The sequence below is a fragment of the Mycobacterium asiaticum genome, assembly GCF_001673315.1.
In the GTDB taxonomy this organism is placed as follows: domain Bacteria; phylum Actinomycetota; class Actinomycetes; order Mycobacteriales; family Mycobacteriaceae; genus Mycobacterium; species Mycobacterium asiaticum_B.
The window spans coordinates 14496-40203 of record NZ_LZLQ01000058.1 but is presented as its reverse complement, the minus strand read 5'-3'; the positions used below and the strand labels follow the sequence as shown (position 1 = coordinate 40203).

Annotated in this window: 28 protein-coding genes and 1 pseudogene; 15 read left to right on the top strand and 14 right to left on the bottom strand. The window is 66.2% G+C overall.

Annotated elements, in window-relative coordinates:
* Positions 1–89 precede the first annotated feature (89 nt).
* The 5 genes from A5636_RS08750 (at position 90) to A5636_RS08730 (ending at position 4123) form a co-directional block, all read left to right on the top strand.
* Complete coding sequence (locus A5636_RS08750; protein ID WP_065158281.1) at positions 90–1307, top strand: cytochrome P450; 1218 nt, start codon at positions 90–92, stop codon at positions 1305–1307.
* Positions 1308–1426: 119 nt separating this feature from the next.
* Entirely contained in the window at positions 1427–2500 is a 1074-nt protein-coding gene (locus A5636_RS08745) for a GGDEF domain-containing protein (protein WP_065158280.1), read from the top strand.
* A 22-nt stretch (positions 2501–2522) separates the two neighbouring features.
* Positions 2523–2975: a PaaI family thioesterase gene (locus A5636_RS08740; protein ID WP_367592419.1), complete on the top strand. Its 453-nt coding sequence runs from the start codon at positions 2523–2525 to the stop codon at positions 2973–2975.
* A gap of 128 nt (positions 2976–3103) precedes the next feature.
* Positions 3104–3577, top strand: a complete 474-nt coding sequence (locus tag A5636_RS08735; protein WP_155763707.1) for a hypothetical protein — start codon at positions 3104–3106, stop codon at positions 3575–3577.
* A gap of 96 nt (positions 3578–3673) precedes the next feature.
* On the top strand, positions 3674–4123 hold the full coding sequence (locus tag A5636_RS08730) for an ATP-binding protein (RefSeq protein ID WP_065158326.1): 450 nt from the start codon (positions 3674–3676) through the stop codon (positions 4121–4123).
* Here A5636_RS08730 and malQ read toward each other — a convergent pair.
* Positions 4057–6114, bottom strand: a complete 2058-nt coding sequence (gene malQ / locus A5636_RS08725) for a 4-alpha-glucanotransferase (RefSeq protein ID WP_253900541.1) — start codon at positions 6112–6114, stop codon at positions 4057–4059. The genes A5636_RS08730 and malQ overlap by 67 nt on opposite strands.
* Before the next feature lie 173 nt (positions 6115–6287).
* Here malQ and A5636_RS08720 point away from each other — a divergent pair, with 173 nt between their 5' ends.
* The gene (locus tag A5636_RS08720; protein ID WP_065158278.1) at positions 6288–6710 is read left to right on the top strand and encodes a nitroreductase family deazaflavin-dependent oxidoreductase; all 423 of its coding nucleotides are present in this window, start codon (positions 6288–6290) and stop codon (positions 6708–6710) included.
* Between the two features lie 6 nt (positions 6711–6716).
* Here the strand turns inward: A5636_RS08720 and A5636_RS08715 are convergent, their stop codons facing one another.
* Positions 6717–7493: a DUF1684 domain-containing protein gene (locus tag A5636_RS08715; protein WP_065158277.1), complete on the bottom strand. Its 777-nt coding sequence runs from the start codon at positions 7491–7493 to the stop codon at positions 6717–6719.
* A 135-nt stretch (positions 7494–7628) separates the two neighbouring features.
* On the opposite strand from A5636_RS08715, the pseudogene A5636_RS08710 reads away from it, so the two are divergent.
* Positions 7629–8831: pseudogene (locus tag A5636_RS08710) on the top strand (DNA polymerase); the annotation flags it as partial.
* On the opposite strand, the gene A5636_RS08705 reads toward A5636_RS08710, so the two are convergent.
* Positions 8816–9619 (bottom strand): DUF1206 domain-containing protein, encoded by an 804-nt coding sequence (locus tag A5636_RS08705; protein WP_065158275.1) that lies wholly within the window; start codon positions 9617–9619, stop codon positions 8816–8818. The pseudogene A5636_RS08710 and the gene A5636_RS08705 overlap by 16 nt on opposite strands.
* Positions 9620–9649: 30 nt before the next feature.
* Positions 9650–9796, bottom strand: a complete 147-nt coding sequence (locus A5636_RS26045; RefSeq protein ID WP_155763705.1) for a hypothetical protein — start codon at positions 9794–9796, stop codon at positions 9650–9652.
* 137 nt (positions 9797–9933) lie between these two features.
* On the opposite strand from A5636_RS26045, the gene A5636_RS08700 reads away from it, so the two are divergent.
* From A5636_RS08700 to A5636_RS08680, 5 genes are all read left to right on the top strand, one after another.
* Positions 9934–10827, top strand: a complete 894-nt coding sequence (locus A5636_RS08700; RefSeq protein ID WP_065158274.1) for an alpha/beta fold hydrolase — start codon at positions 9934–9936, stop codon at positions 10825–10827.
* A 33-nt stretch (positions 10828–10860) separates the two neighbouring features.
* Positions 10861–12288, top strand: a complete 1428-nt coding sequence (locus A5636_RS08695; protein WP_065158273.1) for a WS/DGAT/MGAT family O-acyltransferase — start codon at positions 10861–10863, stop codon at positions 12286–12288.
* 38 nt (positions 12289–12326) lie between these two features.
* A complete protein-coding gene (locus tag A5636_RS08690) occupies positions 12327–13622 on the top strand; it encodes an alpha/beta hydrolase (RefSeq protein ID WP_065158272.1) in 1296 nt (431 codons plus the stop codon).
* Positions 13623–13689: 67 nt separating this feature from the next.
* Complete coding sequence (locus A5636_RS08685) at positions 13690–14679, top strand: methylenetetrahydrofolate reductase (RefSeq protein WP_065158271.1); 990 nt, start codon at positions 13690–13692, stop codon at positions 14677–14679.
* A complete protein-coding gene (locus A5636_RS08680) occupies positions 14676–15431 on the top strand; it encodes a class I SAM-dependent methyltransferase (RefSeq protein ID WP_065158270.1) in 756 nt (251 codons plus the stop codon). The genes A5636_RS08685 and A5636_RS08680 overlap by 4 nt, the downstream gene beginning before the upstream one ends.
* Before the next feature lie 63 nt (positions 15432–15494).
* Here the strand turns inward: A5636_RS08680 and A5636_RS08675 are convergent, their stop codons facing one another.
* Positions 15495–15983, bottom strand: a complete 489-nt coding sequence (locus tag A5636_RS08675; RefSeq protein WP_065158269.1) for a MarR family winged helix-turn-helix transcriptional regulator — start codon at positions 15981–15983, stop codon at positions 15495–15497.
* Between the two features lie 28 nt (positions 15984–16011).
* Positions 16012–16428 carry a DUF5313 domain-containing protein gene (locus A5636_RS08670; protein WP_065158268.1) on the bottom strand — a complete coding sequence of 139 codons (417 nt, stop codon included), beginning with the start codon at positions 16426–16428 and terminating at the stop codon, positions 16012–16014.
* Between the two features lie 197 nt (positions 16429–16625).
* On the opposite strand from A5636_RS08670, the gene A5636_RS08665 reads away from it, so the two are divergent.
* The gene (locus tag A5636_RS08665; protein WP_065158267.1) at positions 16626–17345 is read left to right on the top strand and encodes an NUDIX hydrolase; all 720 of its coding nucleotides are present in this window, start codon (positions 16626–16628) and stop codon (positions 17343–17345) included.
* A gap of 8 nt (positions 17346–17353) precedes the next feature.
* Here the strand turns inward: A5636_RS08665 and A5636_RS27570 are convergent, their stop codons facing one another.
* Entirely contained in the window at positions 17354–17485 is a 132-nt protein-coding gene (locus A5636_RS27570; protein WP_301336696.1) for a hypothetical protein, read from the bottom strand.
* 153 nt (positions 17486–17638) lie between these two features.
* Between A5636_RS27570 and A5636_RS08660 the strand changes: the two genes are divergently transcribed.
* The gene (locus A5636_RS08660; protein WP_253900544.1) at positions 17639–18403 is read left to right on the top strand and encodes an acyl-CoA thioesterase domain-containing protein; all 765 of its coding nucleotides are present in this window, start codon (positions 17639–17641) and stop codon (positions 18401–18403) included.
* Between the two features lies 1 nt (position 18404).
* On the opposite strand, the gene A5636_RS08655 is transcribed toward A5636_RS08660, so the two are convergent.
* Positions 18405–19586: an MFS transporter gene (locus tag A5636_RS08655; protein ID WP_065158266.1), complete on the bottom strand. Its 1182-nt coding sequence runs from the start codon at positions 19584–19586 to the stop codon at positions 18405–18407.
* A 92-nt stretch (positions 19587–19678) separates the two neighbouring features.
* Between A5636_RS08655 and A5636_RS08650 the strand changes: the two genes are divergently transcribed.
* Positions 19679–20488 carry a crotonase/enoyl-CoA hydratase family protein gene (locus tag A5636_RS08650; RefSeq protein WP_065158265.1) on the top strand — a complete coding sequence of 270 codons (810 nt, stop codon included), beginning with the start codon at positions 19679–19681 and terminating at the stop codon, positions 20486–20488.
* 24 nt (positions 20489–20512) lie between these two features.
* Here A5636_RS08650 and A5636_RS08645 read toward each other — a convergent pair whose 3' ends face one another.
* Genes A5636_RS08645 through A5636_RS08620 form a run of 6 tightly spaced genes read right to left on the bottom strand, consistent with a single transcriptional unit; the run spans position 20513 to position 25674 of the window.
* A complete protein-coding gene (locus A5636_RS08645) occupies positions 20513–21079 on the bottom strand; it encodes a DUF998 domain-containing protein (protein ID WP_253900540.1) in 567 nt (188 codons plus the stop codon).
* Positions 21080–21108: 29 nt separating this feature from the next.
* Positions 21109–21537 (bottom strand): hypothetical protein, encoded by a 429-nt coding sequence (locus tag A5636_RS08640; RefSeq protein ID WP_065158323.1) that lies wholly within the window; start codon positions 21535–21537, stop codon positions 21109–21111.
* Between the two features lie 36 nt (positions 21538–21573).
* Complete coding sequence (locus tag A5636_RS08635; RefSeq protein WP_065158263.1) at positions 21574–22785, bottom strand: acyl-CoA dehydrogenase family protein; 1212 nt, start codon at positions 22783–22785, stop codon at positions 21574–21576.
* Positions 22782–23453 carry a TetR/AcrR family transcriptional regulator gene (locus A5636_RS08630; protein ID WP_065158262.1) on the bottom strand — a complete coding sequence of 224 codons (672 nt, stop codon included), beginning with the start codon at positions 23451–23453 and terminating at the stop codon, positions 22782–22784. Before A5636_RS08630 ends, A5636_RS08635 begins: the two co-directional genes overlap by 4 nt.
* Before the next feature lie 59 nt (positions 23454–23512).
* A complete protein-coding gene (locus tag A5636_RS08625; RefSeq protein ID WP_065158261.1) occupies positions 23513–24457 on the bottom strand; it encodes an NAD(P)/FAD-dependent oxidoreductase in 945 nt (314 codons plus the stop codon).
* 2 nt (positions 24458–24459) lie between these two features.
* Positions 24460–25674, bottom strand: a complete 1215-nt coding sequence (locus A5636_RS08620; protein WP_065158260.1) for a GNAT family N-acetyltransferase — start codon at positions 25672–25674, stop codon at positions 24460–24462.
* Positions 25675–25708: the final 34 nt, after the last annotated feature.

Genomic DNA, 25708 nt, shown 5'->3' with positions numbered 1-25708 from the left:
GCCGTCAAAAGTGGCTGCCTTTCCAGCGGGGCATACTGTAATGTCTACGGTAAAGGGCAGTGGCCCGGCGCGTCCGAAGGGTTTGAGCGTTGCCAGAACTTGTTGTGCCGCAGCGGAAATCACGTCCTGACGTCGATCTGACCGACGGTGAGTTCTACGCCGGCGAGTCACGATCGTTCTACAAGTGGATGCGTGAGCACGAACCGGTGTTTCGCGACAGCAAAGGCTTGGCTGCCGCGGCCAGTTACCAAGCGGTGATCGAGGCTGAGCGGACCCCGGAATTGTTCTCCAACGCCGGCGGAATCCGACCCGACCAGGCCGCGCCACCGATGATGATCGCAATGGACGACCCGGAACATCTGTTGCGGCGCAAACTCGTCAACGCGGGCTTCACCCGCAAACGCGTGAAAGACCGGGCACAGTCGATCGGTGGGCTGTGCGACACACTGATCGACGCGGTGTGTGAACGGGGCGAGTGCGACTTCGTCCGGGACCTCGCGGCACCGCTGCCGATGGCCGTCATCGGCGACATGCTGGGGGTGCTGCCGGAGGAACGTGAGATGTTCCTGCGTTGGTCCGACGACATGGTCAGCTTCCTCAGCAGCACCACCGCCGAACAGGATTTTCAGGTATCGGTGGACGCGTTCGCCGCCTACACCGAGTACATGACCAGCATGATCGCGGCGCGCCAGGCCGAGCCGACCAACGACCTGGTCAGCGTGTTGGTGCATGCGAAAGTGGACGGGCAGAAACTGGCCGACCACGAAATCGTCACCGAGGTGCTGTTGCTGCTGATCGGCGGCGACGAGACCACGCGGCACACCTTGTCCGGTGGTACCGCGCAACTACTGCGAGAACCGGAGCAGCATCAGCGACTCGTAGCGGACCCGGGGCTGTTGCCCGGAGCGATCGAAGAGATGCTGCGCTGGACTTCACCGGTGAAGAACATGGCGCGAACGGTCACCGCCGACATCGACTTCCATGGAGCGCAGCTCAAGACGGGGGAGAAAATCATCCTGCTGTTCGAGTCGGCGAACTTCGACGAGAAGGTGTTCGGCGACCCCGAGAACTTCCGGATCGAAAGGCAGCCGAACCAGCACATGGCATTCGGCTTCGGGACCCACTTCTGCCTGGGCAATCAATTGGCGCGCCTGGAGCTGTCGATGATGCAGGAACGGTTGTTGCGGCGACTTCCCGATCTGCGGTTGGCCTCGGACGACCCGCTGCCGTTGCGGCCGGCCAATTTCGTCAGTGGTCTGGAGAGCATGCCGGTCGTATTCACGCCGTCGGCGCCGGTCGGTACGTAGGCCCCGTTTTCGGAGGATGCCGGCCCAGGGCGGATGACCAGCGGTTAAGCTCCTCGGTAGCCTCGGGACAGCCTCGACGGGTCAGCACCACCGAGTGTGGTGGCGATGGGGAATCAAAGATGACTGCGATCTTTAGCCGCTGGCAACGGGGTGATCAGTATGACTGGCTCTCCGGTTACCTGGCTGCGCGGGGAATCAGCGGTGCCACCCGGGCCCTGATGGCGTTCATCTCCGCGTCGATGGTGTTGTGCCTCTTCGCGTTGATGGCCGGGTCCGACGGTCCGGCCGGGCCGGCGGGGATCGCGATGACCTGGACCGCGGTCGCGGGAGGCGTCGCGGCGACATTGCTCTGGATCTGGCGTTGGCCGACGCGCACCCAATCGGTGGTTTACGCGGTCACGTGCAACACCGCGGTCGCGCTGGCGTGTCTGGCGCACCCCAACCCGTTGGCAGCGCTGATCGGTTGCATCGCCTTCGCTACCTTCGGCGCTTACATCGCGTTCTTCCACACGACGGCCTTCGTGCTGTACAACTTCGCCGTCGCCGCCGCGGTCGCCGGCTACGAAGCAGTGCAATTGGCGGCATCGGGGCACCCCTCCCTGGCGGGCGTGGACTTGTGGCTGGTGCTCGAGGTGAACATCGCCTTGCCGCTAGCCATTCGCATCCTGGTCCGCGCGCTGGCGGGTGATCTGCTGCGAGCCGATCGCGACCCGCTGACCGGGCTGCTGAATCGGCGGGCGTTCCAGCACAATGCGCTAGGCATGATGCTGGCCCGCCGGGGCATCGACGCGCATCTGGTGGTGCTGGTGATCGACTTGGACAACTTCAAAGGCCTCAACGACAACCGTGGCCACGCCGCCGGTGACTACGCGCTGGTCCAGGTCGGCCAGGCGCTGCTGGCGGCCGCTGACGACCAGGCTGTGGTGGCGCGAAGCGGCGGCGAAGAGTTTCTGGTCGCCGGCACGTCGGTGAAGTGCAACGCCGAGTCATTGGCTACCCAGATGTGCTTCGCCATCTCCGACTCGACCGCGGAAGTCACCGCCAGCATCGGCACCGCGTGTGCCCTGTTGGACGAAGCCCCGGCGGGTGAACACCAGGCGCTGCTCGCGCGCCTGATCACTGCCTCCGATGCCGCGATGTACCAGGCGAAGCGCCTTGGCGGGAACCAGTGGTACCACCACGATCTGTGCTGAACCGTATGCAACGATCAACGCTGTGGCGGATCAGCTGGTCGAAATGATGAATGCGAGTCTGGCGTCGACAATTCCGATCGCCGACCGTATGGGTGTACGGGTACTAGAGGCTGGGCGGGGTTTCGCCGCGACGAGTGTTCCGGCCGAAGGAAACGGCAACCACTTCGGCGTGATCTACGCCGGCGTGCAGTTCACCGTCGCTGAGATTCTCGGCGGAATCGTCGCACTGTCCACGTTCGATGCGGGCAAGTATTTCCCGTTGGTGAAGAACGTCGACATTTCGTTTGTCGGAATGGCCAGCACGCCGCTGCGCGCCGAAGCAAAGCTGGACGAGGACACCATTGCCCGGGTCGAAGCCGAGGCCGAGTCCAACGGCAAAGCCGACTACACGCTCGAAGCGGTGGTCACCGACGCCGCAGGCGCAGTCGTAGCCGTCACCAAGGGGCTCTATCAATTGCGTGCCCACCGTCGCTGACGGGATGCTCCCCGGTTACTCAAGCCGTTTATCGGTCTCGCACATCGGGTAACAACGTTTGCAACGACTTGACTCGACGGCGGGCGAAGAGTTGTCGGACGTGTAACCGGAGCAATTAAGGAATTACCGTGAGCGCCAGACACCGCCTCATCGAGCAATCGAATTTCAGATTGCCCGGTGTGGGCGCGGCATTCTCCGCGTCACTGCTGGCAGTGGCATTGTTCGCCGTCATTTTCAGCGGGACGTTATTCACTCCTACCGGCCCGGACAACGGGCCGGATGCCGCCCCGCCGAATGCGGTGCCCCCCGCCACCGAACAGGTGAGTCAAGAGGGAACGCTGGTGGCCGTCTCGTCCGCCTCGTTAACGGCGCGCAGTGCCGACGGTTACACCCGAACCTATGTCGTTACCCCCGACACACTCGCCATCACCAAGGGCGGCAGCGCGCCGATCACCAACGCTCCGATGTTTTCGATCAACGACGAAGTCGCAATCGTCGGGACCATCAGCAACGGGACCGCGATGGTTACGGCCGTCGCGCATCGGGGCTTGGGGCATGGGGACGCGCGCCCCATGGATTACCTCGCCGCGGCCGCGAATTGATTGTGGCCAAATAGAAACGCCGCCAACGTTATCCCCCGCCCCCCTGATGGGTATGCCGTAAACATGAGCGTCCTGACATCCACTGCCACCGAACCCATTCGGTTGACATGCGCGGGTGCGGCCGACGCGACGACTGCGGCCGCCTGGCGCCGCTCCCTGGATCGCTGGTTGCAACAGCGGGTCGGGGGAGCGGCGGAGATTCGCGACGACATCGTCCTGAGCGTGAACGAGGCCTTGGCCAACTGCGTGGAGCACGCCTACCGGGACCGGCACGCAGCCGGAGCCATGCGGTTGTATGCCGACTTCGATCCTGCGTCGCAAACCATGCGTGTGAGAATCAGCGACCGTGGCACCTGGCACCGTCCGGTGCGCCGTCGACCAGAGGACCCGTTCGCATCCCGGGGCATAATGCTGATGCACACACTGGCGGACCACTGCACCATCAATGCCCGCTCCACCGGCACCACGGTCTGTCTGAACTACACCATCCCAGTCGAAATCCCAGTCGAAATCCCGGTCGAATCCGTTGGTGCCGGCGAAGATTGAGCAGAGCCGCCGAACAGCGCGGTGATCGCGGCCACCCTGGGGTCGTCACGAAGCTCTTCCAGAGTCTCCGGCAGCGGAAGCCGCCAGTTCGGGTATTCGTCAACCGTGCCAGGCAAATTCGGCTGCCGCGTCTCCCCGAGCACGTCGTAGGGTGAGATCAACTTCAGTCGGCTCGGGGTAGCCGCGAGGAAGCGGTGCATCGCCACGATGATTTCTGTCTCGTCGGGTTCCGCAGCGGTGTTCTCAGCGGGCAACAGGTTTTCCGAACGCAGCAGGGCAAGCCATTCGGTGCGTTCTCGCTCTGCCGCGGCCTGTTCGGCCGGCACATCGTTGAGCAGTCCCAGGTCTGCGCGCGTCCGTACGTGCTCCGCGCGTAGAAAGCCGGCCGCGGTGGGCAGGTCGTGGGTGGAAAGGCTGGCGGCCGCCCGCGATGGCCACTTCCCCGGCGGCAGCAGTGGTTCACCGGGGGCTGACTCGTCGCGGGTGAACCACGCCACCGCGCAACCGAGCATCCCGTTGCCCGCCAGCGCCTCGGTGACCACCGGTTCGACGGTGCCGAGGTCCTCGCCGACCACCGTGGCCCCGGCCCGGTGGGCTTCCACGGCCAGGACGGCCAACATGACGTCGGCGTCGTAGTGCACGTAGGTGCCGCGATCGGGACCGTCGCCGGGCGGAATCCACCACAACCGCCACAGGCCCGCCACGTGATCGATCCGCAGGCCGTCGGCATGGACCAGCACGGCGCGCACCATGTCCCGCAACGCGACGTACCCGGTTTTGGCGAGGCGATCGGGCCGCCACGGCGGGAGCCCCCAGTCCTGCCCGCGGGGCGTGAAATTGTCCGGCGGCGCCCCCACGCTGACACCCGTCGCCAGCACGTCAGCCAGCGCCCAGGCGTCGGCGCCGGCCGGGTCGACACCTACTGCGAGGTCGTGCAGCACACCGAGTGCCATCCCGGCATCACGCGCGGTATTGCGTACCGCCATGAGCTGCTCGGCGCAGCGCTGCTGCACCCAGGCGTGGAATGCCACCCGCGGCGCCAACTCTGCGCGTGCCGCCGCCACGGCCGACCCGCCGACATCCCGTAACGGCTCAGGCCACCGGGTCCAGTTACCGCCGTGCACCTCGGCCAGCGCGCAGTAGGTCGCGAAGTCCCGCAGGCCCTGCGCGGCAGAGGGGTCGTCCAGCGGAGTGGGCCGGCCACCGGCACGCCAGAGCAACTCCAACGCCGAACGCTTGGCGGCCCAGACCAGGTCGTGATCGATCCGCGGGGTGCTCGCCGACACCCGTAGGGCGTCTACCTCGGCGCGCGTGACGGGATCGGCCCGCCGGTAGCTGTCGAGGTCTTCGATGCGGAGTGCCAGCGGGTTTGCGAAGCGCCGGCTCGACGGGGTGTACGGCGAAGGCTGCACGGGATGTGTCGGGCCGGGGGCATGCAGGGGATTGAGCAGAATCGCGCCGGCGCCGTGCTCGGTGGCAGACCACTGCACGAAGTCCTTGAGGTCGCCCAAATCGCCGATCCCCCACGAGCGGGCCGAGCGCAATGCGTAGAGCTGCAACATCCATCCCCAGGTGGCCGGGGTGGGCGGCACCTGTGGTGGGGCGGCGACCACGGTGACCTGCTGCCCGTCCCGGGTGTGCAGCCGGTACCAGCCCGGCGACAATTCGGCGGGCAGCTCATCGCGCAACTCGGTCTGGCTGCCGTCCTCGCCGACCAGCAAGGCGGCTCCGGGGACCGGACGCGGACGCCCGGTGTTGCGCACGGCGATGGTGGGTGGCACCACACCGGCGCGGTCGTGTTCGGCGAGCCTGGCCAGCTCGCGGCGGCGATCGGCTTCGGTGAACGCCTCGACATCGAGCAGCCCGAGCACTCGGATCACCACATCGGCGTCGACGTGCACAGGTTCGCGTCGCTCGTTGCGGTAGGAGGTGGCGACCCCGTGCGCGGCGGCCAGCCGCCGCAGGTCGTCGGGTATCGAGTTGCGGGACACGGCGCTTATATACCCGCGCCCAGTAACCTCACACCGATTTGCTTGCCGCCGTGGTGTTTTGCCACTTGAGAGCACTGCGAGGGTGGTTCCCGTCGGCGCACCCACAGCCGCGGCTCCGCACCAATACCGCCGCCGGGGAATGGACCAGCAGTGCCGGGTTGTTGCCAATCGGTATGGCTGACCAGATCGAGCTGAGCCCCACCGAGTGGGTACGTAAGCAGACCGAACAGATCCTGAAACAAGGCACCACCGATGGCGTCGAGATTTTCGACAAGCCGGTCGTCCTGGTGACGATGACTGGTGCGAAGTCCGGAAAGCAACGGTATGTGCCCCTCATGCGCGTCGAGAAGGACGGCAGTTACGCGATCGTGGCGTCCAAGGGCGGCGCACCCGAGCACCCGTCCTGGTACTTCAACCTCAAAGCCAACCCTGCTGTGACCCTGCAGGACGGTACGAAGGTTGTCACCCTGACGGCGCGCGAGGTTGAGGGAGCCGAACGTGAGCAGTGGTGGCGGCTGGCTGTAGAGGCCTACCCGCCATATGCCGAGTATCAGACGAAGACGGATCGGCTCATCCCGGTCTTCGTGCTGGAGTAGACCCGCTCAGCGGGGGTTCTTTTCACCGGCTTCAACAGCGATCGGCAGCCGGTTCTCCGGCGGCGCGACCGGGCAGGTCGCGTAGTCGGTGAACGAGCACGGCAGGTTGGATGCCCGGTTGAAGTCCAGCGTCACTCTCCCTTCGGCGTCCGGCTGGCTGACCGAAAGTGACCGAGCGCCAGGGTATGTCGTGACTCCGCTGGTGGCGTCGGTGAACAACACCTGCAGTGTGCCGTCTTTGGCGCTGAACGCGACGAGTTGCAGCGACTCACCGGCCAGCTGGAAATCGATGACCCCGACCGCACTCAAGTGGTGTTGAAGGCCTGCCACGACGGCACCGGCGGTCACCGTCTCCGCCTGCTCGTACTTGGTGAAAGTGCCTGTGATGCACCATTGTTCGTTCGGCGGATAGGTAGGTATGCCGCGGTACTTGGCGAGGTGCGGCGATTTAGGGTCGTGGACGCGCAACGCCGCCGAACCGGTGCGGCGAATCACTTCGATGCGGCGCTCCCCGACATCGACCAGCAACCCCGGCGCCCCTTCGATGGGTTCGAGCCGGTCGGTTCCCTCGATGCCCTGGACGTACACAGCCTCGGCATCGGCGCGCCAGCGACCCGGCAGGTCGGCGACCGTCGTGAATTCGTCGGTGAGCCAGTACAAGCCGGTCAAACTCACCCAACCCAGCGGGTCGCGGTAGTAGCTTTCCCGCTCTTGGTGCCACCGCTCCCACGCCGTATGAAAGGTGTCCGCTGTCGCATCTGCGGTATTCGTTGTCGTGGTCATGGGTTCCAGGCTACGAGCTTGCGGGACCGGGTACGACGTTAACCTTGTGCCCGAAGCTGAACGGACCAGGGAGGCGGCGTTGAGCATGGCGACGGCAGGCCTGATTCGGGTTGCCGGATGAGCCTGTCCAGAGATTTCGACGTACGAGGGCGGGTGTTGCAGGTCGGTGAACTTGCCGCCTGGCTCTCCGAACACAGTCTGGGCAATCGGTTCGGTCTGGCCGTCATCGGCACCGGTCCCGGCTATGACGCCCAGGCCGTCGCGTTGGCCATCGTGGCGGCCGACGGGGACGGCCGCTACATCGACGCCGGCGCACTCACCCCGGATGACCAAGAGGCATTGGCATCCTGGTTCGCCGACCCGGGTCCGCCCAAGGCTGTGCACGACGCGAAGCCGGCGCTGCATGCGCTCCGGGGTCGTGGCTGGACCTTGCGCGGAGTTACCTCCGACACAGTGCTGGCGGCGTACCTATTGCGTTCCGAGCGCCAATCTTGTTCGCTCAACGACCTTTTGGTGCGGCACATGCGCTGCGCGTTGCCCTCGGAAGCTGTCCAGGGAGACACACCGCACACACCGCACACACCGAAGGGGTTGATCCTGCAGGCTTGTGCGGTGCTTGATCTGGCGGACGTGCTGGATGAGGAGTTGGCGCGGATCGACTCCTCGTCGCTGCTGGGCCGGCTGGAGTTGCCCGCCCAGCGGGTGCTCGCCGAGACCGAGTCCGTAGGTATAGCCGTGGACCGGCGTCTGCTGGGTCAAGGCGCCGGCGAATTGGTGAACGCCATTGCACCGGACGGGCGCATCCACGCCGCACTCCCCGCAGGTGTCGGACCCGACGAGCGCGGCGCGTTCGTCGCGGGCGAAGACTACGCCGAGTTGATGACCGCGCACTATGACCAGCTGGAGACCCGAATCCTGGCCCACCGGAACGGCGAGCGCGGTGTGCTCGACGAGGCTCGTGAGGCCGGATACGCGTCCACTCTGCTCGGCCGGCGACGCTATCTGGCGGATCTGGGCAGCGACGACGCCTGGGCGCGCCAGAGCGCCGAGCGCGCCGCCCTCGCCATGGCGATCGACGGGAGCGCCGCTGACATCCTCAAGGTCGCGATGATCGATGTTGCCCAGGTGATCAAAGCGGCCGGCCTGAGGTCGCGGCTGGTGCTACAGGCTGCCGATCAGCTGGTGTTCGAAGTTGCCTCTGGCGAACGCGACGGATTGGCCGCATATGTCCAAGAAAGTATGTGCGGCGCTTATCCGCTGGACGTGCCGTTGGAGGTGTCGATCGGTTGCGGCCCTACCTGGGGCGCGGCGGCATCGGCGAGTCACATCCGCGAGTAACGGGTCAGCGCAAGGCTGTACAAGCCATAGGCAGCAAACCCGAACGATGCGAAAACCAGCAACACCATCCCGATGCGGGTTGCGGCAAGCGTTTTCACGGCAGCGTCCAGACCCGCCGCCTTCGCGGGATCGACTTCGATCGATGCCGTCACCAGCAGGACTCCGGCGATAGCCAGCACCAAGCCTTCCACGACGTAACCGCATCCGCCGAGGACCGTCACCGCCTTCGGCCGATCAGTCAGGTCGGAAAGGAATTTCTTCGACGCCCCCTTGTATGCGTGGTAGCCGCCGACCACGACGATGGCCACACCACCGAGAATCAGGGCCACCCGACCCGGTCCTGATTGCATCAATCGCGCGCTGAGGCCGGCGGTCTGCTGACCGCTCGGCTGGCGGTCGCCGAGCGCGAAACGCACCGCGGTCAGGCCCACTCCGCAATAGACCGCCATCAATCCCAACGCTTTCAAGCGATTACCCGCGCTCGTGTCCTGCGGGTCGGCATCGAAGCCCTCGGCCGGGTGCAGCCCAATCAACGCCTCGACGAGCCGCCACAGCGTCAACGGGACCAGAGCCAACGCAAGGCCCCACAACGCCGCCTCCCCGCCGCCGCTCGACGCAACCGTCGCCAGGGCGCCGGACGGGTCGGCGTTCGCGGAACTGCCGCACGCGATGCGTGCGATCAGGTAAGCGATAAGCAGATGAATGACGCCACTGACGATGAATCCTGTTCTGGCGGCGAACCGTAAGCCATCGTGCCGAGTCGCATCGTGCAGGAGCTGTAACCGCATGATCTCACTCAGGGTCGGCTCTCACTCGGCTTACTTGTCGGGACCGCTACCTCCGCCATCGGCGGCCGAGGCGGGGTCAGCGGCGAATTCTTTGGAGGTGTCGTCCAACCCCTGGCCCTCGGCGGCCTGGGGTGGTTGCTCGGAGCCTTCCGGGGGCGGTTGTTCCGCAGTCGTCACGATTTCTCCGTTTCCAGGGGTGGGTGTTCCTCTCAGCTACCCCGCTCCACTTCGCCGGAAACCCGGCCCGGCCGTGAGCGCCTGTCGTCCCGCACGTGTTTGAATAGCCCATCGACAGCTTCCGGCGAGGTCTTTCCATGATGCGGTTACCGAGGGTGCCCGCACTGGCTTCGGTCGCAAACGTCCCGTCCGGCGAAGTGGTGGACCTTCCGGGTCGGGGCAGCACCTACGTCTTCGACTCGGGCCCGTCCGCGGACTTTGACGGGCCGACGTACGTCCTGCTGCACTCGCTGGCCTGCACCGGGTTGATGACCTGGTATCCCGCGTTGGACGCGATACGCGAGTTCGGCCGCGTGGTCGTCTTCGACCAGCGCTGCCACGGCCAGGGCATATCACCGCCGCGGATGCTGCTCGAGGACTGCGCCGACGACGTCGCCGCACTGGCCGACGTCCTGGGTATCGATACGTTCGTGCCGGTCGGCTACTCGATGGGATCGCTGATCGCGCAGTTGGTGTGGCGGCGGCACCGTGAACGGGTGGACGGGTTGGTGCTGTGCGCCGCCGCGGCGGCGGTGAGTCGCGCTCAGTACGAGCGGGTGGCCACCGGCTTGTTCGCGGCCCTCATCGAGTCACTTACCCCGGCGCCGCGTCGCTGCCAGCCCGCCGGGTTGGTGCCAAACGGTGGGTTCCTGCCCGACCACCAGTGGGTTCTGGGTCAGTTTCGCGCCACGTCGCCGGGCGGCATCACGCGCGCGGTTGCCGAAGTGGTCCGGTTCGACTCGACATCGTGGGTCGGGGACATCGACGTGCCGACGGCCGTGGTCGTCACGATGAAAGATCGCGCCTTCGGAGTGAGACGCCAGCAGTGGCTGGCAGAGCAAATCCCGGGCGCCGAGATGGTAGCCATCGACGCGGGCCACGCTGGGTGCACGTTCACGCCGTCGGCATTCGTTCCGGGGGTTACCCGGGCTATCGAATCGGTGCACCGTCGGCTGCCTGCGTGCCAACATGGCAGGCGGGCGGTCCCTTAGCTCGAGGGTGTCGATGCGCTGAGAGGAGCGGCGGTGAAGCGACTCAGTGGGTGGGATGTGCTGATGCTTGCCAGCGAGACGCCCAACGTCCACCAGCACACCCTCAAGGTGGCGGTGGTCGACACCTCCAATTTCCAGGGTTCGGAGGGCCGGGCGACGTTCGAGGCGTTCCGGGATGTGTTCCGGGACCGCCTGCCGGGCCTTGAACCGATGCGCTATCAACTGGTGGACACTCCGTGGCGGCTACATCGTCCGATCTGGCGTGAGGACGCCGAACTCGATCTCGACTACCACCTGCAGCACGTCGAAATCCCCGCGCCCGGCGGGCGACGTGAACTCGACGCCGTGATCGGTGCGATCGCCAGCACACCGCTTGACCGGAGTCGTCCCCTCTGGCAGTTCTATTACGCGGAGGGGCTCAGCGACCAGCGCGTCGCAGTGATCGGCAAGGTGCATCACGTGCTCGCCGACGGCGTCGCCTCGGCGAATCTGATGGCGCGAACCCTGGACGTTGGCGATCCCGAATATACACAGCAGCAACACAATTCGGCTTCTGTTGCCCCGTCGACCGGTGAGGTGCTGCGCTTCGCGGCGCGCGACCATGCGGCGCGGATTCGGACTTTGCCGTCGGCGGTCCGGGACGGAGTGGTCGGCGCCTATCGGTTGCAACGCCGTGCGCGGCAACGGCTGAGCCATCCCGGGCTAGCCGAGCGATTCGACCCGGCGCCCACCTTCCTCAATCACAAGCTCTCGCCGGGAAGGACTTTCGCGAGTGCGGCCCTGCCGTTGGCTGACGTGAAATCGGTCAGCAAGAGACTCGAAGTCACCCTCAACGACCTGGTGCTGACCGTGGCGGCGGGGGCCTTGCGGCGGCTGCTGCTCGATTACGGCGAAGCCACCGATAGACCGCTCGTCGCCTCGGTACCGACCGCTACCGATACTTCACCGGACCGGATCACCGGCAACGCACTGGCCACCATGTTGGTGTCGCTCCCAGTGCAGGTTGCCGATCCGATGGGGCGGCTCGGTTTGATCCGAACGTCGACACGCATCGCCAAAGAGGATCACCAGCTACTCGGACCCACCCTGGTGGGCCGCTGGCTGGAGTTTGTGCCGCCCACCGTCACCCGTGCCACGTTCGGCTGGATGTCGCGGCGTGCGGCACCCAATCAGCTGTTCAACCTGATCGTCTCCAACGTTCCGGGTCCGCGGGATCGCGGCGAGGTCGCGGGAGCGGTGGTCAGCGAATTCTATTCAGTGGGACCGCTGGCCGCCGGAGCCGCGCTGAACATCACCGTCTGGAGCTACGTCGACCAGCTGAGTGTCTCAGTGCTGGCCGACGACGCAACGTTGAACGACACGCACGAGGTGACCGAGGCCTTCGCCGCCGCGTTCACCGAATTGCGGGAATTGGCGGGATTTCCGGGGGCTGCCGACGTCGCGCCGGCGCCGACGGGCTGATTACGTGGCGCGGCAGCAGGAGTGGGTACCCACCCGGCATGTTGGAACGCGCCTCGCTGATGCATGGCGTCATCCCGGCGATGGTGCAGGCTCTGGCGGCCGCGGCATTGCTCTACGCGGTCGGGTGGCGCGGACGGCGCTGGCGCACGCGGTGGGTGCCGCTGGCCTTCGCGGTGGCAGCGATCACCGGCGGGCTGGCGTACCGCTATTACGGGACGTTGGGCCTGGCCAGTGAGCCGGCACCGTGGACGATGTGGCTATGGGTGTCGCTGGTGGGGCTGGCTGCCGCGCTGGCCGTCTTCGGCTGGCGGGCCGCCGGATGGTGGCGACGGAACGTGCTGGTCTTCGCCACGTCGTTCTGCCTGCTCAGCACCGGATTGATCATCAACGGTTGGCTCGGTTACTTCGCGACCGTTCACTCCGCATGGAGCCAGCTGACCAACCGGCCGCTGCCCCACCAGATCGACGTCCAGACCATGCGGGTGATGCAGCGCGAAGGTGTTGCACCACCGCACGGAGCGCTGGTGCCGGTACACACGAGCGCACGCGTGTCGGGGTTTGCGCACCGCACCGAATGGGTCTACCTGCCGCCCGCCTGGTTCACCAGCACGCCGCCCCCGGCGCTGCCCGCGGTGTTGATGATCGGCGGTGAATTCAACACCCCGGCGGACTGGGTGCGCGCCGGCGCCGCCGGGACGGCCCTCGATGCCTATGCCGCAGCGCACTCCGGTAATGCTCCCGTAGCCGTCTTCGCCGACGCCACTGGCGGATTCACGTCCGACACCGAGTGTGTGAACGGCCCACGCGGTAACGCCGCCGACCATTTGACCGCAGAGGTGATCCCGGAGATCACCGAGCAGTTCGCGCTGGGCGGGCAGAGCAAGTGGGGCGTCGCGGGTTTTTCCTCCGGTGGCACGTGCGCCGTTGATCTGGCCGTCATGCACCCCGGGACATTCAGTGCGTTCGTCGACATCGGCGGCGACATCGCCCCGAATGCGGGCACCCGACAGCAGACGATCGACCGGTTATTCGGCGGTGACGCCGCGGCGTACCGCTGGTTTGACCCGCGAACAGCGATTACCCGCCATGGTGATTACCACGACCTGTCCGGCCTGTTCGCGGTCCCGGGCGCTTCCCCACACCGCAAGGCGGTGGGCCAGCAGGCGGCTGAGGAACTGTGCGAAATCGGTACCGCCAACGGCATCTCCTGCAAGGTCGTCGCACTCCCCGGCAAACACGACTGGCCGTCGGCGGCCACGGCTTTCTCGCTCACCCTGCCCTGGCTCGCCGAGCGACTGGACACGCCGAACGTGGCACCGGCGGCCGCGCCATAGTTCCTCGCGCTTGCGCCTGCGGTCCGCTGGGTATCCGCCTGCAGGTACCGATCAGGAAGGGGCGCCTATGCCGGCGGAGCTGGGTTGTCCGAAACGAATGGAGTTCGGGCCCTGCGGCGGAGTGCGTCCCGACGGTCAATGCGAAATGCGTGCCGGTGCATGCGCATTCGATGACGTCGTGCCCTGGGCGGGACCTGTGTCAGACGAGCGACTCACCGCCCGGCCGCACCTGCCTCCGTTGGTGCTCACCGACTTCAGCTGCACGCCCTTCGACCGCGCTGACGTCGCGGCGACCGCGTCGATCCTGGCGCCCGCCTGTGATGCCGTTCTGGTGGGTGAGCATCAGAACAAACCGGACTTTCCGCCGACGCTGATGGGGGCCTTGCTGCTCGACGTGGGGGTGGCACCGTGGATCACGTTGTCCTGCCGTGATCGCAACCGCGTCGTGCTCGAGCAGGAACTTCGCGGCTTGAAGAGCATTGGCGTGGACACGGTGCTGTGCGTGACCGGTGACGGGCGGGGATACGACGTACGCCCGGACGTGACGCAGACCTTCGACCTCGACGGGCCACGCCTGGTGTCGCTGGCGGCTTCCGTCGGGGTCACACCGGCGGTGCCGGAGACTCCCACAGCACCGCCCGTGCACGGCCGACCTATGCGATTGGTGGAGAAGCAGCGGGCCGGAGCCGGCGTGGCGGTGCTCAACCACGTCCCGTTTCCCAAGATGATCCAGGACTTCATGACCACGGCGCGATCAGCGGGCTTGTCGATCCCGGTCATCGCCGCGGTAGCAGTGTTCACCGACAGCGTGTCCGCGGCCGTCTTGCAGGGATTGCCCGGCCTCGAACTCGACCCGGCCGTCACGGAGGAGGTCTTGACCGCGGCGGATCCGGTGTCGGCGGGTATCTCGGCCGCGGTCGCCGAGGCCCGCGCGTTGCTGTCGATCGAAGGTGTTGAGGGCGTGAATGTTTCCGGACTCGCCTCGGCGTCCGGTGCCCATATCGGTGCAGAGATCAAGGCCGAGGTCGGCCGTCGGGTACGGGAGGAGGCGCGATGACCGACGCGATGCAGGCGGAGTTCGACACGGTGGCGGAATGGACTGCGCGAGTGGCGGCCGACCTGGGACCGGACTATCACATCCCGGCCGGTTGCCGCGGCAGCGGCAGTCCAGCCGCGCTGGACTGGCTCATCGAGCACATGCAATTGCAGCCAGGCAGTTCGTTCTTGGACTGCGGCGCGGGTGTCGGCGGTCCGGCCGCGTACGCCGCACAGTCACGCGAACTGCGTCCAGTGCTGTTAGAGCCGGAGGCCGGCGCCTGTCGCGCCGCAAGACGACTGTTCGGCTATCCGGTGCTGTGCGCGTCGGGATCCCAATTGCCGCTAGCTGACCGCACGTTCGATGCCGCCTGGTCGCTGGGAGTGTTGTGTACGACTCCGGATCAACATGAATTGATGGAGGAACTTCGCCGCACCGTGCGGCCCGGCGGATACATTGGCCTGCTCGCCTTCGTCGCCCACGACGAGATACCGGGCGATCAGCTTGAGGGCAACCACTTTCCGAGCCCGGACAACCTCGCCGAACTGATACGCAGGTCCTCGTTGCGGGCCGAGGAGTGGCTGAGGACCGCGGACCTGCCCGCCATACCCGAGACGTGGAATGAGCGGGTCGACACCGTGACGCAGGCGCTCACCGACCGGTACGGCCATACCGAGGCGTGGCAACTGGCCGAACGGCAAAGCGGGCGGATAGGGCAGTTGCTCGAGGACGGCATATTGACGGGCGAGTTGTTGGTGCTCCGCCACGCCTGAGCCGTCAGCGCTGCGGCAGGTCATCGAGTCCGGCGAACCGGCCCATTGCCGAGGCAGGCGGACTCACTGCTGTGCGTCGAGGGCGCCTGCGGCCACCGCGGCCGTGTTGACCTTGGTCAGCACCTCCCGCAGATGCTCGAGTTCGGCGAGGTCGACGCCGAGGCGCTCGACAACAGCCAACGGAACCTTCAACGCTCGACGGCGTAGGTTACGGCCCCGCGCGGTCAATTCGATGTGGGTGGTGCGCTCGTCGGTGACACTGCGGGTCCGCGTGACCAAGTCCTGGGCCTGCAGCCGTTTCAACATCGGCGACAGGGTCGCCGAATCGATCTGCAGCATTCCGGCAATCTCCTTGACCGACAAGGCTTTTCTGTCGGATCGCGCATTATCCCAGAGGGCCAGCATCACCAGATACTGGGGATGGGTCAGGCCGAGCGGCTCCAGCAGCGGCCGGTATACGGCCAGCACGGCACGATTGGTGACGGCCAGCGCGAAACACACCTGCTGTTCCAGTGACAGTGGGTCGACTTCCGCAGCGATTCCAGTTCGCATGGCGTCCTCTGAGGTCTGGGGGTGGTGCTCAGAAGGGGCTGCTGTTCGCCTGCCACTCGGCCGATTCGGGACGCGGCCCGAAGCGTCGCGCGTAATCCTCGTGGATGTGCGCCTGCTTCTGGCGCGTGATCACGTCGACCAGGTTCGGATCGAGGCCGTGCTGGGCCAAACGGTGCCGTCGCCACACTTTGTTCAATGCCATCGCGACCAATAGCGACCAAATGTAGATCGGTGCCGTCATCTCCAAATGCACATAGAACGATGCCGGCAACAACCAGAACGGGGCCAGCACCAACAGCGGCGGTATACCGACACGGATCATGTGACGACGGATGGCGCCCTCGCCGGCAAGGTCGTTGGCGACCCATTCGTGCATCGAATCGGGCAGGCGGCGCCCATACGAATAGGCGATGTATTGCCAAAAGTTTGGGCGATCGGCGGCCATTTCTGCTCCCTGGAGGCTCGGCATCGCTTACCACCGTAGCCTAGTAGTTAGTGCGCTAACTATGTATGTTTGGTCACTATCGCCATCCCACGCCTGGGTTCGACGTGCCACGACCGATGCCTTGACTCTGGGCCAGTGGCAGTGGACCCGACGGAGGTCCACCGGGATCGTCGGACGGCCCCGCCTATGGTCGAGCGGTGACCATCGCATATGACGACGCGCTGCGTGACCAGATCCGCGCGCGATTGGCCGATCACCACCGCCGCACGGTGACCGACTCGACGAAACGCCGTGCGGCTGTCGCGGTCGTATTAGTCGACTCCGAGGTCGGGGAAGACCGCATCGACCCGGCGCCGGTGGACGAATGGATCGGGGGACGCCCGATGCCGGAGGCCGGCTTGGACGGCCATATGGTCGACGTTGCCGGCGGCGCCGCTTTCCTGTTGTGCCGCAGGGCTACTCGAATGACGTCACACCCCGCGCAGTGGGCCCTGCCCGGTGGCCGGCTGGATCCGGGCGAGAGTGTTGTCGACGCGGCGCTGCGCGAACTGGACGAAGAGTTGGGCATCGCGTTGCCGGAGTCCACGGTTCTGGGATTACTGGACGACTACCCGACCAGATCGGGATATGTCATTACGCCGGTGGTCATCTGGGGCAGCGGTCGGCTGGATCCGCGCCCTGCGCCAGACGAGGTGATGGCCGTCTACCGGGTGGGGCTGCACCAGCTGCAGCGTGCCGATTCACCGCGCTACATCAGCATCCCGGAGAGTCCGCGCCCGGTCGTCCAGATTCCATTGGGGCATGACTTGATTCACGCACCGACGGGTGCCGTGCTGTTGCAGTTGCGGTGGCTGGGTCTGGAAGGCCGGGACGACCCGGTAGACGAACTCGAACAACCGCCGTTCGCTTGGAAGTAGGGCCAGTACTAGCCGTCCTGGTCGTTGTTGTCTGATTTGCGACGGGATGCGAACTTGGCATACCCCACCAATCCGATGAAGAAGATCACCATTGCCCCCAAGGCAATCAGCACCATATTCGTTGGATCAGCGCCGCCCATGCGCCAAGGTTACGCTGCACGGACCCTCGGCAGCTGGATCCCTGTGCGCCGGGACAACCCGCGGTGCTGTACAAACACGGGGTGCACGCCAATTCCGACGACGATGTCACGGCGGACTCGCCGCCCTACTTCCGGTACGAGGAAAACCGCTACGTGCCAACCACAATTGCGCGCGGCGGTTGGGGGCCGTCGCTGAGTGGGCACGTCGTGGGTGGTCTGTTGGGCTGGGCGGTGGAGCGCGCGGTGGACGACCCGCATTTTCAGCCAGCCCGCCTCACCGTAGACCTGCCCCGTCCTACAGCGCTGAAACCGCTCGAGGTCCGCACCCACGTACGACAGGACCGGCGGCGGCTGCGTCTCGTCGAGGCCGCTGTCATTCAGGACGGGAACACCGTGGCACAGGCGAGCGCGTTGTTCCTGCGACGTGGCGCCCAGCCCGGCGGGCGGATCTGGTCGCAGCCCGTGCAGATGCCGCCGCTGCCGGCCGCGCAGGATGCCGAGTCGCTATTCATCCGAACCTACGGGTGGGGCGCGGAGTTACAGAATCCAGATCCCGACTGGGCGCAGACGTTCGGCCCGAAATACACCTGGCTGCAGGAAACCCGGCCGCTGATCGACGCCCAGCCGATGACGGCCTTCACCCGCGCTGCGATGGCGGGTGACATCACAGCCTCCATCGCCAACTGGGGCACCGAGGGTCTGCAGTTCATCAACGTCGACTACACGCTCACCCTGAGCCGATTGCCCATCGGCCCGCACCTCGGGTTGGCGTCCCTCACCCATTACAGCGACGACGGTATTGCGACTGGCTCAGCGGTCCTGGTCGACCACAACGGTCCGATCGGCAACGCCGTATCCGCCGCCATAGCCCAATCCGGATTTCTGCCGACCACGGGACGGTCGCCGCGCCCGAGCTGATTCAGTTCTGGCGGTGGGCATTACGCCGCAGCCGCACCGCGCGGCTAACCGCAGCCATCGTCGCCACACCCGCCAAGGCGGCAAAGGTCAGCACAAATTCCCGGGAGGGTCCGAGCACGGTCAAGAGCAACGGCAGACCGAAACCGACATAGGTCACGGCATAGAAGACCCCGGTAAGGGTTCCTCGAATATGCTGGGGCGCTGCGGCTTCCACGTCGATCAAGCCCTCGCGCAAGCACAGGCCGGACGCACAACCGAGCAGCAGCACCAGCGCAAAGCCAAGTCCCAGCGGGATCTTCGCCGGTGCGACCGCGATCGCGGCATACCCGAGCGCGGCCAGCAACGCGCCGACGGTGCCGGTTTGCGGACCCCACCGGCGCGCCCGGGCCAGGAGTTGAACCAGACCACTGACGCCGTTGGTGATCAATGCGGCAACCCCGGCCGCCAGCGGCGCCGCAACAGCGGTGTGCACCCGGGTGGGGATGGTCACGAACGCTACGGATGCCGAAGCGAACACCCACGGGGCCAGCGGCATGGCCCAACCTAACGCCTGCCCCAGGCCTTGTCCCACCGACGGTTCCGCGGTGCGGGCAGGGCCGGCGAGCGGATGCGTCGTCCGTCGGGAGATGCTGAGCGCGATGATCATCGCCACCGCGACCAACCCGGCTGCGACGGCGAAGGACAACCGCACGCCGGACCCTCCCAGCGAGGCGATCACCCCCGAAGCAAAGGGCCCCACAGCGAAACCGGCCATCAACACCGCGCCGGCCAGGGCGGCACCGGCGGGACCGTGCAGATCCGAGGCCCACGACGTGCACGCGCTGACGGCAAGGCCGACACCCAGGCCAACAACCAGCCGTCCCACCAACAGGACGGCGGAGTGCTGCGACGGCAACATGGCCAGGGTCCCGGCGAGCGCCGTCATCGACCCCACCAGCGCGATCGGCGCGCGCCCGAACGTGTCCGATGCCCGGCCGCCGATGAGCAGACCAGGCAACAGGCCGATTGCGTAGATACCGAATATCGCATCGAGGGTGGCCACGCTGAGGTGTTCGCCAGCCCTGATTGCCGGCATCAGCGCCGTGAAGTGGCTGGCGGCCCACCCCATTGCCAGCAGGGTCGCCAGCACACCGGCGAACAGCGCCCTGGTCGCTTCTTCCCGGGTTTCCAGCGTTGTGGTCACCGGTCAACAGACGACGGCAGCCCGGTGCGTTATTCCCCGCCGAGACCTTCCTCACTTTCTCGGCGAGACGCTTTCGTGCTAGACACCAGTACGTGGCAGAACCGGCAGTCCTGGTCGAGCGCGACCAACACATCCTGACCATCACCATCAACCGCCCGGAAAAGCGAAACGCATTCAACCCGGAAGTGCTGTGCCGGCTCGCCGATGCGTGGGACCTTCTCGACGACGATCCCGACTTGCGGGTTGCGATCATGACCGGGGCGGCCGGGCACTTCTCCGCCGGAGCGGATCTGGATCGGCTGGTAAGCGCGTTGATCGCCGGCGAGCCCCCGCAGAACGAGTTCGAGGCGCGGGTCAAGGACGACTTCTCGCTGATCTACAAGGGGTTTCTGAAAGATCATTACGTTCAGAAGCCGATCATCGCCGCGGTCGAGGGCTACTGCTACGCCGGCGGAATGGAGATCCTGCAGGCATTCGACATCCGGGTCGCCGCCGATAATGCGCAGTTGGCGATCAGCGAGGTGCAGCGCGGCCTGTTTCCGATGAGCGCGTCGACCATCCGGTTGCCCCGCCAGATTCCTTACACCGTCGCGATGGAGATGCTCCTGGCCGGAACGCCGATCTCCGGTCAACGTGCTTACGAAGTGGGATTGGTCGGGCACGTCACACCCGCGGGAGGCGCGCTGGCCAAGGCGCGGGAGATTGCCCAGCAGGTGGCGGCGAACGGCCCGCTCGCCGTGCGCAACATCAAAGCGTCAGTTGTGGAGAATCTGGAAAAGACGGAGGCCGAAGCCTTCCCGCGGGAACTCGAACTCGGCATGGCCGTGATGGCATCTGCCGACGCCAAGGAGGGACCGCGCGCGTTTCTCGAGAAGAGGGCGCCGCACTTCACGGGGAAGTGATCACCGCACTTCACGGGGAACTGATCACCGCGCCACATCGCGGTCGGCGAGCAGGCAAACGGCTGTCAGCAATTGCCAGCAGGTGATCGAATAAACGCTGCCGCGTTCCCACACGCCGTCGGGGAGCAGCTGAATGTCCGCTACCGCCGAATCCACCAGCAGCATGAGTAGCGACGACAACCCCACGGCCGCAATGAGATTGGACACCGGGCCATACCACGTGTGCCGGCACTTGTCCCCGTACCCGACAAGTGGGGCGCCGGCCAGAATGGCGGCATTGCCCCCTACAATCGCCATCGCCGCACCGATGACGTGCACCCCTCCGGCAGGCACGATTCCGACCACCACGTTGCCCGCCGCGTTCACCGCGGCCAGGCCCAGGAACAAACGCGCCCGGCGATCGCCGGGGACACCCACCACGAACACCGCGCCCAGCAGGAAAAAGATCCCGTGCAGGAAGAACGCCGCGTGCATGACACCCGTGCGGGGGCCAACGGCCCCGAGATCACTGATGTAGTTGCCGGCGTAGCTGTAGTGGGGGTTCCCGGCGGCGGCGAACGCTTCCAGGCTCAAGTACCCGACAGCCCCCACGATCCAAAGGGCTGCGCCTCTTGTACCGGTCAAGCAGCGGTGTCCAGATGAATGTTTCTGGCACCCACGGCATTCCGTAGACCCGAGCAGTTCACACATCCGATGCACCCAACGCAGTCGGTGCAGCGCACGCACGCGATACAGCCCACGCACCGGGTACACGCGATACACCCCAGGCATGCCACGCATTCCCGCACGGCAACGCAGACCACCGTCAACAGGCTGGCGATCACGCCGACGCTGCCGGCGGTGCCTGCCGACCCGGCCACGGCGACACTGCCCGCGGTCGCGACAGATCCGGCGACGGCGACGCTGCCGGCGGTCGTCGCCGACCCGGCAACGGCGACGCTACCGGCGGACACGGCCGAACCTGCTACACCGAGGCTTTCGATCACGGCTATTGACCCCACCGCGTTTTCGTTGTCGCCGGTCAGGGCCCCGTCCACCAGAATTGCCATGCGCCCCATCATGTCATCCCGGCAGGGCGTTGCCCCCTAGCGGATTGCCAGCCCGGTCAGCGCACGCGAAATGACCAGGCGCTGAATCTCGCTGGTCCCTTCGAAGATGGTGAAAATCTTCGCGTCGCGGTGCATCCGCTCCACTGGATAGTCACGCGTGTAACCGTTGCCACCGAGAATCTGGATGGCCTCGTCGGTTACGTAGACCGCGGTCTCGCTTGCCACGAGCTTGGCCATCGAGCCTTCGGCGCTGTCGAAGTTCTGGTTGTTGCGCGCCATCCAGCCGGCCCGCCACACCAGCAACCGAGCGGAGTCGATCCGGCTCTTCATGTCCGCCAGCTTGAACGCGACGGCCTGGAATTCACCGATCTTGCGGCCGAATTGCTCCCGCTGGCAGGCGTAGTCGAGGGCGTATTCATAAGCGGCCCGGGCAACGCCGACCGCCATCGCACCCACGGTTGGGCGGGTGCGCTCGAACGTCTTCATCGCCGCCTGGCCGCGCGTGGACGCTCCGGACTTGACCCGAGCTACCCGGGCTTCGAACTTCTCCCGCCCACCCAGGATCGCGTCCTCGGGCAGTCGGACGTTGTCCAACACCACTTCGGCGGTGTGGGACGCGCGAATCCCGTGCTTCTTGAATTTCTGACCTTGGGCCAACCCCTTGGTGTCGGGCCCGATCACGAAACTCGCCTGCCCGCGACTGCCGAGTTCGGGGTAGACGGAAGCAACCACGATGTGCACGTTGGCGATACCGCCGTTGGTGGCCCAGGTCTTGGTGCCGTTGAGCACCCATTCGCGGCTGGCTTCGTCAAAGCGCGCCCGGGTACGGATGCCGCCGACGTCGGAGCCCGCGTCCGGCTCCGACGAGCAGAACGCGGCGAGCTTGGGGTCCTCGGCGGTGCCGAACATCCCGGGTAGCCACTGGCCCAGCTGCTCGGGGGTTCCGTTGCCCGCCAACGCCGCTGCGGCAAGACCGGTACCCATGATCGACAGTGCGATGCCCGCGTCGCCCCAGAACATCTCCTCGAACGCGGTAATCATGCCCAGGCCGGTGGGCTCGGCGGCTTGCTGGGCGAAGAAGTCGGGGGAGTACAGGCCCACCTTGGCGGCTTCCTGGATCACCGGCCACGGCGTTTCCTCGCGCTCGTCCCATTCGGCGGCGGCCGGCCGGATGACGTCGGCGGCGAATTTGTGTACCCAGTCGCGGACCTCGACCACGTCGTCGCTGAGTTGCATGGAAAATGTCATGGTTGCGCTCCTGAAATTCGTTCCTGTGTTTGTGAAATAAGTTCCGGTTTCTGATTTTTGGATTTGCGGTAGTTCGCGAGGACGCTGACTGTCTGATTCACCCAGGCTTCGAAGTAGCGGTCTTCCTCGATGTTGCCGGGTAGACGGCCGGTAAGTGCCCGCAGCGTGGCGGCATAGGACAACGACCCGATGGCTGCGGCCGCGGCCGCGTCGGGGTCCGGGATATCGGTGCGGCCGGAGCGGTTGGATGCGGCCAATTCGTCAGCGAACCGCTGGTAGGCGTTGTCGGTGATCACCTGCCAGGTCTTCTCGTCGAGATCACCGAGTTCGTCGGGTTCGCGCAGCATGACCTTGAGCAGGTCCTCGCTCTGGTTGAAGTTGCTCCAGATCAGCTGTCCCGCCGTGCGCACTGCGTGCTCGACGCTGTTCGGTTCCCCAGCGTCGTATTGCTCGCGCGCTGCGACGATGCTGTCGATCCGGTGCTCCACCGCCGCTTCCAGCAATTCCCGCTTCGAGCCGAAGTGTTTGTAGAGCGCGCCCGACCCCGGTGCCAGCCCAGCGGCCCGCTGGATGTCAGCCACCGACGTCGCCGCGTAACCCTTTGCGGCGAACAGCTTCAGCGCCTCGGCCAGCAGCCGATCGCGTCCTCGACCGGGTTCGGCGACCATGGTGAGAGAGTACTCACTCACCAGTCGGGGCGCCAAATCGACGGGTCCTCGGCAGGCGGTCAGACATCCAGGGCGCAGGAGTTCGGGGCATCCAGCACACAATCGGCAAGGAGCTCACCGAGCAGCGGCCCGAACTTCATCAGGTTGGCTCCGACGAACGCGACGACGCGGCCGCGGCGACCTACTGTCCAACCGTCACCGCCGGCGTCCAGCCACGGCGCACGCGCGGTGACGCAGTCCACCTGACCTACCGGCGTCAGGGTGGGAAACAACTTGCGCACCGCCGCCGGATCGGCGACATCCTGACCGAAAGCCCATTGCCCAGTGCTGCCGATCGGCAGACCGTAGCCCTCGGGCGCGGACAGGCACGCGGCCCCGACCGCGTCACCGCCCCGGTAGGTGTACCGGGTGTGCGGGCCGAACTCGATGCCGAGCGGGCCGAACAGCGGTTGCGTCTGAACTCCCGCACAGATCAACACCCGTTCGGCGTGCAGCACGGTTTCGTCCGCGAGGGCGACCGAGCCGTCGTCGCCGATTGAGACAACTTCGGCGTGCCGAAGGTCTGCCCGCTGCGCGAGGACGGCCAGCGCTCGACGGATCCGTAGACTGCCGCCGAGCGGGTCGAAAAGGCCTGCCTCCCAGGGCGCATCGAGAAAGGGGATCCGGCCGGCGATGTCACCCCGGTCGAGCCGGGAGAACTCGGCGCCCGCGTCCTGCATGGCCGCCGCCGTCGCATCGACAGCACCCGCGGTGATGAATCCTTCGGATCCCAGCAGGCGTCCCGCACCGAACTCCGATTCCCAACGCTGCCAACCGGTCCGGGCTCGCAGCGCGAGTCGGCACAACTCCGGGCGGCGGTGCGCGATGCGGAAAATCCGCGCCAGCCCCACCGACTGCCCGGCGAACGGTTCACCCCGCTCGATCACCAGCACGCGTTCCCCGCGCCGGGACAGCTCGTGGGCGGCCGCGAGCCCGCAGATACCGGCACCCACAACGACAATCATCGTCAGAAGTAGAAGCCGGCGTAGGGGACATCGGGCACCGCGAACAACCGGTCGGCCGCGACGAGCGCCGCGGGATCCTCGGCGTGCGCCAGTCCAGCGAGCGCCAGTGCGCGCCAAGTCGCACCGCCGAGCAGGACAGCACCCAGGCCCTCGACGTCGACGTGCACATCCGGGCGCTGTTCGGTGCGGCCCGCGCCGTCGCCCGTGATCGAGAAAATAGCTGTATTGCTCTGCAGCAGAACATCATTGACCGCGACCACGACCGATTCGGCGCTCGCATATCGGCGCGCGGCCAGCGCCCGCTCGACGTCGATGACGCGCAGCCAGGTTTCATCGTGGACCGCGGTGACCTTCGCGGCGCGCCTATCCAGGAGCAGCGAGGGCAGCGGGTCGTCAAGCGGCAGCATCCAGAAGATCACCCGGTCGACGAGGTCCAATCCGAACAGGAAACGCAACAGCCCGAGATAGGCCGCAGGTCTGGGGGCAAAGAAATCCTCCACGACGATGGTGCGCTGGTCGCTGACAAACCACTTCTCGGTGTCGATGGGACGGTAGCGGGCAAAGCCCGACTCCGATCCAGGTTCGCCGTGCACTGCGATATATGAAGGGCCAGGCCCGGATTCGGCGCGCAGCCGTACCGACTGCCACCACACCGGGGGCCGGTCGATCGTCCCCGGCCGCGACGGTCGGTGTGCGGCGTAGATGTGCGGCAGCACCTCCCAGGCCTCGGGGCTATCCAGTAATCGCACCGAAGCACCAGTCCCGACGCCCGGTCGAAACGCCGCCCGGGCGGTCTGAACTTCCACGCTCTGCGTGCAACTCGCCACGCCATAGCCGTACCGGCCGTAGATCGTCGCCTCGGAGGCCCGCAACGTCGCAACCACCTCGCCCCGTGCGGCGGAGTCACGCAACTGGTTGCGCACCAGATCGGAGGCAATGCCTCGCCGCGTGTATGACGGCAGCACACCGATGTGCGTCACAGCGGCATGGCCCACTACTGCGCCGCCGGGAAGGGTCAATCCGCTTGTCACCGCGTCGGCGGTGCCGACCAGCCGGTCGTCGACGAATGCTCCGAGGGTGCGGCCGGGTTCGAGCATCGTGGCGATTTGACCCGCCGCCAGATTCAGCGGGGGGAATCCCACCATGGCCGTGCGAAACACGTTCGACGCGGCAAGCAGATCGTCTTCGCGGTCCAGGACGCGGATGTCGGTGGCCACCTAGCCATCATGCCCGTGGCTAACCGGGCGTCGC